This is a genomic window from Pelagerythrobacter marensis (assembly GCF_036700095.1).
Lineage (GTDB): Bacteria > Pseudomonadota > Alphaproteobacteria > Sphingomonadales > Sphingomonadaceae > Pelagerythrobacter > Pelagerythrobacter marensis_A.
The window spans coordinates 2,773,367-2,788,799 of record NZ_CP144918.1 but is presented as its reverse complement, the minus strand read 5'-3'; the positions used below and the strand labels follow the sequence as shown (position 1 = coordinate 2,788,799).

Genomic DNA, 15,433 nt, shown 5'->3' with positions numbered 1-15,433 from the left:
CCCGGCGGCGCCTAGTTATTCACGGGACGGGGACACCATGTCGGCAACCGAAATCGATTTCTACGAACTGCTCGGGGTCAGCCGCGACGCGGATAGTGCGACGATCAAGTCCGCCTATCGCAAGCTGGCGATGAAGTATCACCCGGACCGCAATGCCGGGTGCAAGGAGAACGAGGCCAAGTTCAAGGCGATCAGCGCCGCCTACGATTGTCTCAAGGACCCGCAGAAGCGGGCGGCCTACGATCGCTATGGCCATGCGGCCTTCCAGCAGGGCATGAGCGGCGGCGGCCATCCGGGCGCGGACTTCGCCGATCTCGGCGACATTTTCGAAACCATCTTCGGCAGCGCGTTCGGCGGTGCCGCCGGGCGGCAGCAGGCGCGCCGCGGCGCCGATCTGCGTTACGACATGGAAATCGGGCTCGAAGACGCGTTTCACGGCAAGACGAGCCAGATCGAGATCGAGGTGTCGCAGAATTGCGACACCTGCCACGGCACCGGCGCCGCGCCGGGGACCAGCACACGCGGCTGCAACTTGTGCAACGGTTACGGCAAAGTGCGCGCGAAGCAGGGTTTCTTCGTGGTCGAACGGCCCTGTCCCAATTGCCACGGCCGCGGCGAAGTCCTGGTCAGCCCGTGCCGCGATTGCGGCGGCGAAGGGCGGATCGACCGTCCGCAGACGATCGACGTGGAAATTCCCCCCGGCGTCGACACCGGCACGCGCATTCGGCTGTCGGGCAAGGGGGAGGCCGGGCCGCGCGGCGCGCCGCCGGGCGACCTGTATATCTTCGTTCACGTGCGCCCCCACGTCGTCTTCCAGCGCGAAGGCACCACGTTGCTCAGCCGGGTGCCGGTCAGTTTCACGACCGCCGCTCTCGGCGGCAAGGTCGAAATCCCCGATCTCGCCGGCAAGACCAACGTGGTCGATATCCCCGCCGGCATTCAATCGGGCCGGCAGTTGCGTGTGCGCGGTGCCGGGATGCCCGTGCTCCAGGGCCGCGGCCGCGGCGATCTGGTGGTCGAAATCGTGGTCGAAACGCCGACCAGGCTCAGCAAGGAGCAGAAGGCGATCCTCGAGCAGTTCCGCGAAACCGAGACCGGCGACGAATGCCCGGAATGCCGCGGATTCTTCGAAAAGCTGAAAAGTGCTTTCGGGGCCTAGAATCGCTTTTTCTTGGCAAGGCTGAAGCGGCACCGGCCGGCACCGGCCCGATGAAAACGCCTCTAATTGCTCAGCACTTCGCTCCTGATCCGTTCCAGCAGGCCGGGGTCCGCACGCAGGCGCGCGCTCTCTTCGTCCAGGATGGCGAGGAATATCCTGCGCTTGAAGGCCGCAGGATCGAGCTTCGAACTGCCGTCGATTGTCGAGCACACCAGGTCGATCATTCGCTCGGCCCCGTGGAGGCGCCCCCACAGGTAATCGTTTTCGCGGTAGGCCCGGCTGAAGAAAGCGCCGAAATTGTAGAACTCGATCCCGCGGAGCGTCGCGCGCGTGCCGCCTTCGCGAATCGAGCGGGCATCGTCGGGGCTGATCCGGTCCACTTTGATCGGGTCGAATTCCATCAGCGCATCTTCGCGCACGAGCGGCAGCGTCGCCGCGTCGTAGAACGGAAAGCCCAGGTAAGTCAGCAACATCAGGCGCCGCAGGTTCTTGGGCATCCGTTCCAGCGCCTCGGCCAGCATCCGTTCCGCGGTTTCATCGAATTCCGGCAACAACCGCCGTTCGGCAAGTGCGTCGATCACAGCGACGGGATCGGTCATGACCCTGGCCGCGATCGACGCGAAGTCCGGCCCGAGGTTGCCGACATTCTCCCGATCGAAATAGAGCGCGAGGATGGCGTAGATCGCCTCGCGCGCTTCTTCCACGGCCGCGCTGGGAATGTCGGGATCCGCATCCCACTCGCGCGATAGTCGCCGGGCGAGCAGCCGCAGGCGGCGGACGCGGAAGCCGACGTCGTGAGCCCGGAAGAAAGCGATCGCCTCCGAACTGGCGCCTCCCGAAGGCGACGAGAGGCGATCGAGCCCCTGCGTGGCGAGGGCGCTGCGCAGATGCAGCGCGATCGGCCGGGCATCGGGAACCTCCAGTTCCGGTGCGGCGTCGAACACGAGTTCCGCCAGATCCTCCACGATCCCGGTGAACTTGGCCTGGGCATACGACTGGAACGCATAGCCGGCCCGTTCGGCGGCCGCCTGCTGCGCCTTGGCCCGCCAGGCATGGAGCCGCTTCGGCGTGGGCCGGTCGAGAAACAGCGTCATGCCGAACAGCTTTTCGACCGCCGCCTCGACATCGGGCCGCAGGGCGGCAATCATCGCCTGGCGCCGCTCCGCCTCGTGCGATTGCCGTTCCAGAATTTCCAGATTGTCGCGTATCGGCTGTTCGCGCGGGATCGTCGAAAGCGAACCCAGGATGACGCCGAAGAACCCGACCGGTTCGTCGTCGCGGTCGCGAAGGGCTTGCGTGCGATCGGGGCGGGGGTCGATGTAGACGAACCGCCGGTCGACCTCGCGCTGGGCCGGGCGGCCGCGCAGTGCCTCTATCGCGCCCTCGAACGGCTTGTTGACCAGCACCGAGCCGTCGATCAGCGAAATGCCCTCGACCGAGCCCTGCCGCGTATTGACCGGCATGACTCGTTCGAGAAAGCGCTGCCGCCCGCTCCATTCGACTTCGCGTTCGCGCGCCAGCCGATCGATCTCGTCCAGCCGCAACGGGGGGAAGGCACCGGGGAAACTCGCGGTGGCGCGGGCTGCGAATGTGAGTTCGAGCGGATCGGCCAAGTCGTGCCCGCCACGGGCCGGCGTTGGCGCAGCGAAAGCGATGGGAAGGCGGTGTTCGCTTTCCTCCACGACCGGCGGGCTGTTGAGCCGCAGCAGCTCCAGATGTCCGCGAAAATCGGTTGCGGTGACCATCAGGTCGATCGGGTGATTGGCCGGCAGCAACGGCTTGCCGCACGGCCCCTGCGCCATCGCCGCGAAGGCGTCGAACAGCAGGCGCGAAAAGCCGATGCCGGAAAAGGGTGGTTCGAACCATCTGCCGCGAATGAACTGCGACACCTTGCGCCGCACTTCGGCCTGGGTTTCGGGCGCGACGCTTTCCGACACCGCGTTCCCCGGACGCTTGAGCAGCCACCAGGCTATCGGCTGCGCCCAGTACTTGGCAAAGCGCCAGACAGGCTCGGCATCGGGATCGACCAGCCGTTCGACGTCGGCGGTCGACAGCCAGAGTTCGGTCAGCGGCTCCAGCGACCGGCCGGAATGGATCGCCTGGGCCAGGAACACCGCGTTGATCCCGCCCGCGCTGGCGCCTGCGAGAATGTCGGGCAGAACGCGCAGCTTGAGCGCATGATCCTCGCCAATCGTCTCCAGCAGCTCGCGATAGACGCCCTGAACGCCTTCGGCCGGTGCTTCGCCGGCATGAAAGGCGCGGCTCGCGCTGGCGAGCTTCCACAGCTCCTTGGTCACGCCGTGCATGTAAACGGCGAGGCTTACCCCGCCGTAGCAGACGAGGGCTATCCTCAGTTCCTTCTGCCGCATCGCGCGCCTTGTGCCGGGCATTTGCGTGCTTGGCAATTGCGTTCCTTAAATGTTCCGTTTATCGCCTTCGCATGGCAAAATCGAAGAAGCGCTACGTCTGTCAGGCCTGTGGGTCGGTGTCGCACCGCTGGCAGGGGCAGTGCCCCGATTGTGCGGAATGGAACACGCTCGCGGAAGACGCGCCGGCCACCGTGTTTTCGCAGAAGCACGACTTGTCGAGCGGGGGCCGCGCCGTGGTCTTCGAACCGCTCGACACCCCCGGCGAAGTGTTGTCGCGACGCTCGACCGGCCTCGCCGAGTTCGACCGCGCGCTGGGCGGCGGGCTGGTCCCCGGATCGGCAATCCTGATGGGCGGCGATCCCGGGATCGGCAAATCAACCCTGCTGCTCCAGGCCGCAGCGAAAATCGCCGGCGGAGGAGGGGACACGGTTTATGTCAGCGGAGAAGAGGCCGCGGGGCAAGTGCGGCTGCGCGCCGCGCGCCTGGGTCTGGCTGATGCACCGATACGCCTCGCCGCTGCGACTTCGGTGCGCGATATTCTGACCACTCTGCACACCATGGCCCCGCCCACCCTGCTGGTGATCGATTCGATCCAGACGATGTATTCCGACACGATCGAAGGCGCGCCCGGCACTGTCAGCCAGGTGCGCGGCTGCGCATTCGAGCTGATCCGCTACGCCAAGGAAAACGGCGTCGCTCTTGTCCTGGTCGGCCACGTAACGAAAGACGGCAATATCGCCGGTCCGCGCGTGCTCGAACACATGGTCGACGTGGTGATGAGCTTCGAGGGGGAGCGGAGCCATCAGTATCGTATCCTGCGCAGCCTCAAGAACCGCTTCGGCCCGGTCGACGAGATCGGGGTTTTTGCGATGGCCGGGCGGGGGCTGGAGGAAGTTTCCAACCCCTCGATGCTGTTCCTTTCCGGCCGGGACGAGCCGCTCGCGGGCAGCGCGGTTTTCCCCGCGCTGGAAGGCACGCGACCCGTGCTGGTCGAAGTCCAGGCCCTGATCGTGCGGTTGCAAAGCGGCGCCACGCCGCGACGTGCGGTGGTCGGTTGGGACAATGGCCGGCTCGCCATGCTCCTCGCCGTGCTGGAGGCGCGCTGCGGGCTCAACTTCAGCTCGGCCGAAGTCTATCTCAATGTGGCGGGCGGCTATCGCCTGACCGATCCCGCGGCCGATCTGGCCGTCGCCGCCGCGCTCGTTTCGGCGCTTGCCGATCGGCCGCTGCCTGGCAAAAGCGTATGGTTCGGGGAAGTCTCGCTGGCCGGCGAGATCCGGCCCGTCGCGCACTGTTCGTTGCGGCTGCGCGAAGCGGCCAAGCTGGGATTCGATCGCGGGTTCGGACCCGCCGACGACACCGCGAAAGCCGGGCAACGCGGATCGCTGGACTATCGCGAAATCGGCCAGCTCGCCAATCTCGTTGACCGCATCGTGGCGAACACCTAATTTTGCGCGTTCCATGACCGTCTTCGACATCATCGTGCTGATCATCGTCGGCGTGGCCGCGGTCGGCGGTTTCATGCGCGGCTTCGTGCAGGAAATCCTGTCGCTTGCCGCGTGGATCCTCGCGCTCTTCGCGATCCGTGCGCTGCACACGCCGCTCTATCAGGCGATCGAGCCTTATGTCGGCAGCGAGACCGGCGCTGCGGTCCTCGCGTTCACGCTCCTGCTGCTCATACCCTATGCCGCGATGAAGCTGATCGCCGGCCGTGCTGGCCGGGTTTCGCGCAATTCGCTCCTCGGCCCGATAGACCGCGTGCTCGGGTTCGGGTTCGGTGCGATCAAGGGCGCGATCATCGTGGTCCTGGCCTTTTCCCTGCTGGTCCTGGGGTACGATACGATCTGGGGCGCGGCGGGACGCCCCGACTGGATAAGCGGCGCCAGGACATATCGCCTCGTCAATGCGGGTAGCGACGCTCTGGTCGAAATCGTCCACGAACGGCGGCAGGCCCTGCGCAACGGCGCCGCGACATCGCAATGAGCGAAAACGGTGCCGGCCGGCTCTATACGCCTGCGCTTCTGAACCTCGCGGTCGATCTGGCGAATTACCCGCTGGACGATACCCTGCCGCGCCAGGGGGAGGCGGTGTCGCGTACTTGCGGCAGCAGGCTCGCTATGGGTCTAGCGTGCGACGCCGATGGTGCGATCGAACGGATCGGGATGCAGGTATCGGCCTGCGCCGTCGGTCAGGCCGCCGCCGCAGTCTTCGCTGCCGGTGCGGCGGGCCGGGACCATGGGGACGTCGTTGCCGCCGAGCACGCGATTGCGGACTGGCTCGCCGGCGGACCGGACGCGGACTGGCCGGGAATCGATGCCATCGCCGCGGCGCGCGAACACCCCGGACGGCACGAAGCGATCCTGCTGCCGTGGAGAGCGGCGCGCGCCGCACTTTCCAACGCGAGCGCGGCGGAATAAGGCGGGGCAGCCTTTTGGGGAGAGGGACGTCCACATGATCGAAAGCGCAGCACCGGCGCTCAGGGAGCCGACCGAGAAAGAAATCCGTCTGGTCATCGCCGCATCGTCGGCGGGCACGGTGTTCGAATGGTACGATTTCTTCATCTACGGAACGCTTGCCGGGCTGATCGGCGCGGCGTTCTTTCCGAGCGGGAACGAGACGCTCCAGCTCCTGCTGGTCTGGGCCGGGTTCGCGGTCGGCTTCGGTTTTCGTCCGCTCGGCGCGATCCTGTTCGGCTTTCTCGGCGATCGCTGGGGGCGCAAGTACACGTTCCTGATTACCGTGACCCTGATGGGGATCGCGACGGCAGGCGTCGGGATGATTCCCAGTGCGGCGAGCATCGGCCTCGCGGCACCGATCATCGTGATCGGTTTCCGCATCCTTCAGGGTCTTGCGCTGGGCGGAGAATATGGCGGCGCGGCGATCTACGTGGCCGAACATGCCCCGCCCGAGAAGCGCGGTTTCTACACCAGTTTCATCCAGGCCAGTGTTGTCGGTGGCTTTGTGCTGTCGATTGCAGTGGTCCTTGCGTGCCGTTTCATCATTCCGGAAGACGATTTTGTCGAGTGGGGCTGGCGCGTGCCGTTCCTGCTTTCGATCGTCCTGCTCGGCATCTCGCTCTGGATGCGGCTGAAACTGAACGAAAGCCCGGTGTTTCAGGCGATGAAGGCCGAAGGAAGAACCGCTGCGAATCCATTCGCCGAAAGCTTCAGCTATCCCGGCAACAAGAAGCGGATTTTCGTCGCGCTGTTCGGGATCACAGGCGTTCTGACGACGATCTGGTACACCGCCTTCTTCTCCGGCCTGTCGTTCCTGCGCGGACCGATGCGGATGGAAGAGCAACTGGTCGAACTGATCCTGTTCGCAGCCGGGCTGATCGCGATGTCGTTCTATATCGTTGTCGGGCGCTGGTCCGACCGCGTGGGGCGCAAGAAACCGATCGTGATCGGTGCACTGCTGGCCCTGGTCCTGCTGTTTCCGACATTCTGGGGCATGGGCCAGCTTGCCAACCCCGGCCTGGCGGAGGCTGCGCGGGAGAACCCCGTCGTCGTCTCTGGCCCGCAATGCACGACCGATCCCTTCGCCGAGCTGTTCGACCGCGAGCAGACCGACTGCGGCAAAGTGCTGGAGACGTTGACTGCCAGCGGCGTGCGTTATTCGGTGGAGCCGGCGGCCACGCTGTCGCTGACCGTTGCGGGCGATCCGATTGCCATCGCGCCCGAATGGTTCGACGACAGCGCCGCGCGGCGGGACGGCATAATCGCTGCGCTGGAACGGCACGGTTTCGATTTTGCGCGGCAATCCCCGCCGCTGGTCAATATCGCCGGCATTCTTGCGCTCCTTCTCGTGCTCGGCGGATTGTCGGCGCTGACATACGGCTCGGTGGCCGCGCTGCTGGCCGAGATGTTTCCGCCGCAGATCCGCTATTCCTCGATGTCGATCCCCTATCATATCGGGGCCGGCTATCTCGGCGGTTTCCTGCCGCTGATCGCGGGGATAATCGTCGCGCGAACGGGCGATGTCTACGCAGGGCTGTGGTACACTTGGGCAGTGGTCGCGTTCGGCGTGGTCGTCGCCTGGTGGGGCCTGCCCGGGGGACCGCCGAAAGATTTCGAAGCCGATGCCTGATCTCCCGCCGCCCAGCTTGCGGCTGAAACTCGATAGGGCTGCCCTCACGGCGAACTGGCGCGCGCTCGACGCGCTTTCGGGCGACGCGAGCGCGGGGGCCGCGGTCAAGGCCGACGGGTACGGCCTCGGGGCGGGCACGGTCGCGAAGACCTTGCAGCAGGCGGGTGCGTGCGACTTCTTTATCGCTCACTGGAGCGAGGCACCCGATATCGTGCACTATGTCGATCCTGCGCGCATCTCGGTCCTGCATGGGCCGATCCGCTCCGAAGACGCGGACTATGCAAGAGGGCTTGGCATCAAGCCGGTGATCAACAGCATCGAACAGGCGCGGCGGTGGCTCGACGGCGGCGGGGGACGCTGCGACCTTATGGTGGATACGGGCATCAACCGTCTCGGCGTCGCGCCGCAGGATCTCGGCGACAGCGCGATCGCGGCGCTGGAAGTGGACATCCTGATGTCGCATCTCGCCTCGGCGGACGAGGACAGTCCCTTGAACGCCTTGCAGTTGGAGCGTTTCCGCGACGTGTGTGCGGTCGTGCCGGCGCAGCGTCGCAGCTTGGCGAACAGCGCGGGAATCGCCCTCGGCCGGGACTACGCATTCCAACTCACGCGGCCCGGCCTCTCGCTCTATGGCGGCGTTCCCCGAAACGAACTGACAGACGATATCCGGCAGGTCGCCTTTCCTCAGGCCGCAGTGATCCAGGTGCGAGACCTCTCGCCCGGCGACAGCGTCGGGTACAACGCGACGTTCATCGCCCCGAGGGCAATGCGCGCCGCGACCGTTTCGCTGGGATATGCGGACGGCTTTCTTCGTTGCCGCGGCCCGGCGAGCGCGCTGCGCTTCGGCGAAGCGGCACTGCCGCTTCTGGGCAAGGTTTCGATGGACATGGTGGTGGTCGATCTCACCGCCGCACCGCAGGTCGGGGAAGGGGACTGGCTCGACGTGCCGTTCTCCCTGCCCGAAATCGCCCGCTCCTGCGGGATGTCGCAATACGAGTTGCTCACCACTCTCGGCCGTCGCTTTCGCCGATAGACAGGGCTATGTTGCGCCGCACATGCTGCACCTGCTAATGCAGCATCGGCGCAGCATTTTCAGGACCTTTTCCATGGCCAGATCCCAGGGCAATCCCGACGACCCGATCATCATCAAGAAGTACGCGAACCGGCGCCTCTACAACACCGGAACCTCAAGCTACATCACGCTGGACGATCTTGCGCGGATGACGCGGGAAGACGTGCAGTTCAAGGTGGTCGATGCGAAGTCGGGGGACGACATCACCCATTCGATCCTGACCCAGATCATCATGGAAGAGGAATCGAGCGGCGAACAGATGCTGCCGGTCAGCTTTTTACGCGACCTGATTTCGATGTACGGCAATTCGATGCAGGCGATGATGCCGGGCTATCTCGAAGCCAGCATGGCGAATTTCCGCAAGAACCAGGCCAAGCTGCAGGAGGCGTTTCGCGATGGCATGGGCAACAGCCCGTTCGCCAAGATCGCGGAGACCAACATGGCCATGATGCGCGCGGCGACGGAGGCTTTCATGCCCGGCACCGCCGAGCCGGACGATACGCCCGCATCCCCCAAACAGGATTCGGAGATCGCCGCCCTTCGCGAACAGATGGCGGCGATGCAGAAAAAGCTGGACGAGCTGGGCAAGTAGCGCGAACGGGCCGCTCTGCCTGCCAGTCAGAAAACAACGGGAAACGACGTGTCCAAGATTCGCCATGCGCTGAACACCCGGCGCGCAGACGATTTCGCACAGTGGTATCAGGAAGTGATCTCCGCCGCCGACATGGCCGAGGAATCGGGCGTGCGCGGGTGCATGGTGATCAAGCCTTGGGGCTACGGCATATGGGAGCGCATCCAGCGGCTGCTCGACGCGAGAATCAAGGCGACCGGCCACGACAACTGCTATTTCCCGATTTTCATCCCGCTTTCCAATTTCGAGCGGGAGGCCGAACACGTTGAAGGCTTCGCCAAGGAAATGGCGGTGGTCACCCATCACCGCCTGATCGCGGACGGCGAGGGCGGCCTGGTTCCCGACCCCGAGGCGAAGCTGGAAGAACCGCTGGTCGTCCGGCCGACCTCCGAAACGATCATCGGCGACGCAATGGCCCGATGGGTGCAGTCGTGGCGCGACCTTCCGCTGAAGCTGAACCAGTGGGCCAATGTCGTGCGCTGGGAAATGCGCACGCGCATGTTCCTGCGCACGAGCGAGTTCCTCTGGCAGGAAGGGCATACCGCGCACGAAAACGCCGACGACGCGAAAGAACATACGCTGCGCATGCTCGAAGTCTATCGCGCCCATGCCGAGGACGATCTGGCCATGCCCGTGGTGGCGGGCGAAAAGCCCGAGCACGAGCGCTTCCCGGGCGCGGTCGAAACATGGTCGATCGAGGCGATGATGCAGGACGGCAAGGCGCTGCAGGCGGGCACGAGCCACTATCTCGGCACCAATTTCGCGCAAGCGGCCGGTATCCGTTACCAGAACCGCGAAGGCGCCCAGGAACTGTGCCACACGACCAGCTGGGGCGTATCGACCCGGCTCGTCGGCGGCGTGATCATGACTCACGGCGACGACGACGGGCTGCGCGTTCCGCCCCGGATCGCACCCTGGCAGGTCGTGATCCTGCCGATGCTGCGCGACGACGATGGCGATGCGGCGCTGATCGAATATTGCGAGGGACTGCGATTCGCGCTCGCTTCGCAGTCGGCGCTGGGCGAACCCGTGCGCGTATTGCTCGACGACAAGCCGGGCAAGGCCGCGGCCAAGCGCTGGGACTGGGTGCGCAAGGGGGCGCCGGTGATCGTCGAGGTCGGGGCGCGCGATATGGAGGGCGGCGTCGTCAGCCTGCTGCGCCGCGACAGGCTATGGGGCGAGAACGGCAAACCCGCCTTCCAGTCCCCGGCGCGCGACGAGGCGGCGCGGGCGATCCCCGCCATGCTGGAGGAGATTCAGCAGGCGCTGTTCGCCGAAGCGCGCGAGCGGCGCGAAGCGAACGTGGCGCGCGGCGTGGAGACTTTCGATGCGCTCAAGGCGTTTTTCGCGTCGAACGGCCGCTATCCCGGCTGGGTCGAGGTCCAGTGGTCGAAACCGACCGGTGCGGCCCTGGACAAAGTCGTTGCGGATCTGAAGGCGCTCAAACTGACGGTTCGCAACGTACCGATCGGCGCTGCGGGAGCCGAAGGAGCCTGCATCTTTACCGGCGAACCCGCGGTGGAGCGGGTGCTGATCGGCAAGGCCTACTAGACCGCTCCGCGCCGCTCGCGCTTCCCCTTGCAATAATTCCGATTGGCCGCGAAATTGCGTGCCATGCAAAAGCTCCTTCCGTTCGCCATCCTCCTTCTCGCCGCGCCGCTGAGCGCGCAGGACCACCCCGCCGACAACGTGTCGGAAGAACGCCTGCGCGCCGATGTCGAAAAGCTGGTGAGCTTCGGCACACGGCACACACTGTCGGCCCAGGACGATCCCGAACGCGGCATAGGTGCCGCGGTCGACTGGGGGCTGGCCGAGTTCGAGCGGATTTCGGCGCGGTGCGGCGGCTGTCTGAACGTGGTCGCGCCGGAGCGCGTGGTGCAGGGGAACCGGATTCCGCATCCGACGCGCCTTCGCAACGCGGTGGCGATCCAGCGCGGCACCGAGCGGCCGAACGAAGTCGTGATCGTTCAGGGGCATATCGACAGCCGCGTCAGCGACGTGATGGATTTCACCAGCGATGCGCCGGGCGCGAACGACGATGCTTCGGGAACCGCGCTCGTCATCGAAGCGGCGCGCGTGCTTTCGCAACGCCGCTATCCCACCACCATCGTCTATGCTCTGCTGTCGGGCGAGGAGCAGGGCCTCTATGGCGGCCGGCTGCTGGCGGATTATGCACAGGAACAGGGGTGGACGGTCAAGGCCGTGCTCAACAACGATATCGTCGGCGGCAGCTGCGGATCGGATGGATATTGCGACGACCGCCACGTCCGCGTCTTCTCCGAAGGGCCGCGTGCCGATCTCACTCCCGCCATCCGCGCCGATCAGCGTCGCAACGGTGGGGAGAACGACAGCCCGGGGCGCAACCTTTCGCGCTGGCTCGACAATCTGGCGGAGGAAACGCCGGAAGGGCTCGATGTCCGCCAGATCTGGCGGACCGACCGGATGGGGCGCGGCGGCGACCAGATACCTTTCCTCGAGAAAGGTTATCCTGCGGTCCGCTTCTCGGTCGCGGTCGAGGATTACGAGCATCAGCACCAGGATCTGCGCACCGAAGACGGCGTGGTCTACGGCGATACCGTGGACGAAATGGATTTCCCCTACCTCGCCCGAGTGACCCAGCTGAACGTTCGCGCCCTCGACAGGCTGGCGCGCGCGCCGCAGCCGCCCGCGCCGAGCGCGGAAGCGGCGGTTCAGACATTCACCGCGCTTGCGTGGGACGAAGTCCCCGGTGCCACCGGTTACACGATATGGCATCGCCGCACCGACGAACCCTATTGGCGGGAGGAGCCGCTGATCGCGAACGTCGTGGCCACCAGCGCCCGGCTGGAGGGTGTGCGCGGCGACGACTGGATCTTCGGGGTCAGCGCGCGGGGCGCCGACGGTTCGATGAGCCCTGTCGCCAGCGCCGTTCCGGCCGGCGCTTTCGCCCCCATTCCTGTCGCAGAGGATGACAGCGACTAGTCGCGCCCCCATATGGCAGGGATGCAACCCAAGACACACGGCCTGCCCACGCGCGAGCAGATCCTCGAATTCATCCAGACGTCCGACAAGGTCGTCGGCAAGCGCGAGATCGCCAAGGCCTTCGGCCTCAAGGGGCAGGAGAAGATCGCGCTCAAGAAGCGTCTCAAGGACATGGCCGAAGAAGGCCTGATCGACGGGAAGAAGACCGCCTATCACCGCATGGGCGGGGTTCCGAAAGTCACCGTGCTGCGGGTGATGGACATCGAGGACGGCGAACCCTTCGCCATTCCGGATAGCTGGCAGCCCGACGATGCGACCCCGCCGCCCCGGCTGCGGGTGATCGAAGGCAAGAAGGGCAAGGGCCGCCATCCAGCGCTGAAGGTCGGCGATCGCATCCTCGCTCGCACCGAGGAGGCCGGCCGGGGGTGGAAAGCCCACGTCATGAAGAAGCTGCCCGCCCGCACCGACGGGCTGATGGGCGTGGTCGAGATCGACCGCAGCGGCAAGGGCTGGCTCGCGCCGGTGGACAAGCGGGTGCGCAACTCCTCCCCCATCTCCGATCTCGGCGGGGCGGAGGAGGGGCAGCTCGTGCTGGCCGAGCCGGCCGGGCGCAGCCCCCGCGCCGGTGTGAAAGTGGTCGAAGTTCTGGGCGACCCGCTTGCGCCGAAAAGCTTCTCGCTGATCGCCATCGCCAAGCACGGCATCCCGCACGTCTTCCCGGACGGTGCGATCGCGGAGGCGAAGCGCGCGGCCAAGCTGCCGTTGAGCGAGGACAAGCGCGAGGACTTGCGCCACCTGCCCATTGTTGCGATCGACCCGGCCGACGCCCGCGACCACGACGACGCGATCTGGGCCGAGCCAGACGGGGAGGGCGGCTATCGCGCGCTCGTCGCGATTGCCGACGTCAGCTTCTACGTTCGCCCGGGCGGCGAGCTGGACCGCGAGGCGCGCAAGCGGGGCAACTCGGTCTATTTCCCCGACCGCGTGGTCCCGATGCTGCCCGAAGTGCTCAGCGCGGACGTATGCTCGCTGCGGCAGGACGAAGATCGCGCCGCCATGGCCTGCCACTTGCGCATTTCGTCCGAAGGCAAAGTGACGAAGTGGCGCTTTACCCGCGCGATCGTGCGTATCGCCCACAATGTCGCTTACGAGGACGCGCAGGCAGCGATCGACGCCGGCGATGCCCCCGAACACCTGCAGCACCTCTGGAGCGCCTGGAAACTGTTGTTCGACGCGCGCAACCGGCGCGATCCGCTGGAGCTGGAATTGCCCGAGCGCCAGGTGCGGCTCGACGACGAAGGCAAGATCGCCGAGATCGCGGTGCGCGAACGGCTGGACGCCCATCGCGTGGTCGAGGATTTCATGATCGCCGCCAATGTCGCGGCGGCCAAAGCGCTGGAAAGCAAGACCGCCCCCGTGGTCTATCGCGTCCACGAACCACCGAGCCGCGAAAAGCTGGTCGCGCTCAAGGAATATCTCGCCACGTTCGGCCGCTCGATGGCGCTGGGGCAGGTCATCACGCCCGGCCTGTTCAACCGCATGCTCAAGGACGTGACCGACGAGAGCGAGAAGGCCCAGGTGATGGAGGCGGTGCTGCGCACGCAGACGCAGGCCTATTACGGCCCGCAGAATGCAGGGCACTTCGGGTTGGCGCTCGGCTCCTACGCGCACTTTACCTCGCCGATCCGGCGCTATGCCGACTTGCTCGTCCATCGCGCGCTGGTCGACGCATTCGGCCTCGAACAGCCCCGGCCGGCGGGCGACCTGCCGCCCGGCAGCGGCCTCTCCGACCGCGATCGGGAGGATCTGGCCAAAGTGTCCGACGCCATCAGCCAGGCCGAGCGCCGCGCCATGGAAGCGGAGCGGGACACGATCGACCGCTATGTCGCCGCCTGGCTGTCGGGCCGCGTGGGCGAGACGTTCGATACACGCATCACCGGGGTGCAGCCGTTCGGTTTCTTCGCGACGATCGAAGGGCTGGGGGGTGACGGGCTGGTGCCGATCTCCACTCTGGGAGACGAATATTTCGGATACGACGAGGCCGCTCAGGCGCTGGTCGGTTCGGACAGCGGAACGCGCTATGCGCCCGGCGACCGGCTGAAGCTGCGGCTGGGCGAAGCGAACGCGCTGACGGGCGCGCTCAAGTTCGAGCTGCCCGACAAGGAAGGCCGGATCGAACCGCGCGGCGAACGCCCGGAAAAGCGCAGCCGGCAGGGCCGCACGGGGCAGGGCAAGCGCGGCCGGCCGGCCAATATCCGCCACCAGGGGCGCGGCAAGCAGAAGCGCTGAGCTTCGCTACTGGCCCAGCTCGGCGAGAATGGCGCGCGATTCCCCGTCCGCGGGAAAGAAGGCCTCGATCGCCAGTTCGGACAGGGTGAGGTCGACCGGGCTGCCGAACACGGTGGTGGTCGATATCAGCGAGAGGCGCCCTTGCGGCAGGTCCAGCACCAGCGGGACCGCAATCGCCTGTCCGTTTGCCTGTGGCGGCGGACCGGGCGTGCGCGGATGGGGCAGGGCGCGCAGCTCCCCCTCAAGCGCGGCGAGAACCGGATCGCCGCTGGCCTCGATCTGGGCCGCCAGCCGCGCGAGCAGATGCGCGCGCCATTCCGCGAAGTTCGCGATCATGGGCGCGATCCCTTGCGGATGAAGCGCCAGGCGCAGGACGTTGACCGGCGGCTCCAGCAGTTCGGCGGCCGCCCCCGCCAGCAGCGCCGGCAGGGCTGCGTTTGCCGCGACGAGGTTCCAGGCCCGGTCGACCGCGACCGCCGGATAGGGCTCGTGCCCGGCAAGCAGGCGCTGCACGATCTCGTGCGCCTCCCCCATTTGCGGATCGTCCAGCGGACGCTCCCGGTGCGCAGGGGCGTAGCCCGCGGCAATGCGCAGGGCGTTGTGGGCGCGCATGGGCATCGCCAGTTCCTGCGCGAGCCGGTCGACCACCGCCGCGCTGGGCGCGCTGCGCCCGGTCTCGATGAAGCTGAGATGGCGCTGCGAGATCTCGCTCGCGAGCGCGAGTTCGAGCTGGCTGACTTTCCGCCGGGTCCGCCATTCGCGCAGCATTGCGCCGAGTTCGGGCTGTTCCATGGACCGGAGCCTAGCGCTGCCGAAAAACGAAAACCATTACCTGCGGGGTAATCGACTTGCCTCGCTTGCGCTGC

At 66.3% G+C, this 15,433-nt stretch carries 12 protein-coding genes; 10 read left to right on the top strand and 2 right to left on the bottom strand.

Annotation, left to right across the window (positions count from 1 at the left end):
* Nucleotides 1-37: 37 nt before the first annotated feature.
* Complete coding sequence (gene dnaJ / locus V5F89_RS13345; protein ID WP_338446121.1) at nucleotides 38-1,159, top strand: molecular chaperone DnaJ; 1,122 nt, start codon at nucleotides 38-40, stop codon at nucleotides 1,157-1,159.
* 62 nt (nucleotides 1,160-1,221) lie between these two features.
* On the opposite strand, the gene V5F89_RS13340 is transcribed toward dnaJ, so the two are convergent.
* Nucleotides 1,222-3,528 carry a patatin-like protein gene (locus V5F89_RS13340; protein WP_338447580.1) on the bottom strand — a complete coding sequence of 769 codons (2,307 nt, stop codon included), beginning with the start codon at nucleotides 3,526-3,528 and terminating at the stop codon, nucleotides 1,222-1,224.
* Nucleotides 3,529-3,599: 71 nt separating this feature from the next.
* On the opposite strand from V5F89_RS13340, the gene radA reads away from it, so the two are divergent.
* The 9 genes from radA (at nucleotide 3,600) to rnr (ending at nucleotide 14,567) form a co-directional block, all read left to right on the top strand.
* Complete coding sequence (radA, locus tag V5F89_RS13335; RefSeq protein ID WP_338446120.1) at nucleotides 3,600-4,976, top strand: DNA repair protein RadA; 1,377 nt, start codon at nucleotides 3,600-3,602, stop codon at nucleotides 4,974-4,976.
* 13 nt (nucleotides 4,977-4,989) lie between these two features.
* The gene (locus V5F89_RS13330; RefSeq protein ID WP_338446119.1) at nucleotides 4,990-5,511 is read left to right on the top strand and encodes a CvpA family protein; all 522 of its coding nucleotides are present in this window, start codon (nucleotides 4,990-4,992) and stop codon (nucleotides 5,509-5,511) included.
* Entirely contained in the window at nucleotides 5,508-5,945 is a 438-nt protein-coding gene (locus V5F89_RS13325; RefSeq protein ID WP_338446118.1) for an iron-sulfur cluster assembly scaffold protein, read from the top strand. The genes V5F89_RS13330 and V5F89_RS13325 overlap by 4 nt, the downstream gene beginning before the upstream one ends.
* A 34-nt stretch (nucleotides 5,946-5,979) precedes the next feature.
* Entirely contained in the window at nucleotides 5,980-7,614 is a 1,635-nt protein-coding gene (locus tag V5F89_RS13320; RefSeq protein ID WP_338446117.1) for an MFS transporter, read from the top strand.
* On the top strand, nucleotides 7,607-8,647 hold the full coding sequence (gene alr, locus V5F89_RS13315) for an alanine racemase (RefSeq protein WP_338446116.1): 1,041 nt from the start codon (nucleotides 7,607-7,609) through the stop codon (nucleotides 8,645-8,647). Before V5F89_RS13320 ends, alr begins: the two co-directional genes overlap by 8 nt.
* A gap of 73 nt (nucleotides 8,648-8,720) precedes the next feature.
* Nucleotides 8,721-9,278, top strand: a complete 558-nt coding sequence (gene phaR, locus V5F89_RS13310) for a polyhydroxyalkanoate synthesis repressor PhaR (protein ID WP_338446115.1) — start codon at nucleotides 8,721-8,723, stop codon at nucleotides 9,276-9,278.
* Nucleotides 9,279-9,326: 48 nt separating this feature from the next.
* Nucleotides 9,327-10,868: a proline--tRNA ligase gene (gene proS, locus V5F89_RS13305; protein ID WP_338446114.1), complete on the top strand. Its 1,542-nt coding sequence runs from the start codon at nucleotides 9,327-9,329 to the stop codon at nucleotides 10,866-10,868.
* A 63-nt stretch (nucleotides 10,869-10,931) separates the two neighbouring features.
* Nucleotides 10,932-12,278, top strand: coding sequence for a M28 family peptidase (locus V5F89_RS13300; RefSeq protein WP_338446113.1), 1,347 nt, complete (start codon nucleotides 10,932-10,934; stop codon nucleotides 12,276-12,278).
* A 12-nt stretch (nucleotides 12,279-12,290) separates the two neighbouring features.
* Entirely contained in the window at nucleotides 12,291-14,567 is a 2,277-nt protein-coding gene (gene rnr / locus V5F89_RS13295; RefSeq protein ID WP_425334358.1) for a ribonuclease R, read from the top strand.
* 6 nt (nucleotides 14,568-14,573) lie between these two features.
* Here rnr and V5F89_RS13290 read toward each other — a convergent pair whose 3' ends face one another.
* The gene (locus V5F89_RS13290) at nucleotides 14,574-15,359 is read right to left on the bottom strand and encodes a helix-turn-helix transcriptional regulator (protein WP_338446111.1); all 786 of its coding nucleotides are present in this window, start codon (nucleotides 15,357-15,359) and stop codon (nucleotides 14,574-14,576) included.
* Nucleotides 15,360-15,433 lie beyond the last annotated feature (74 nt).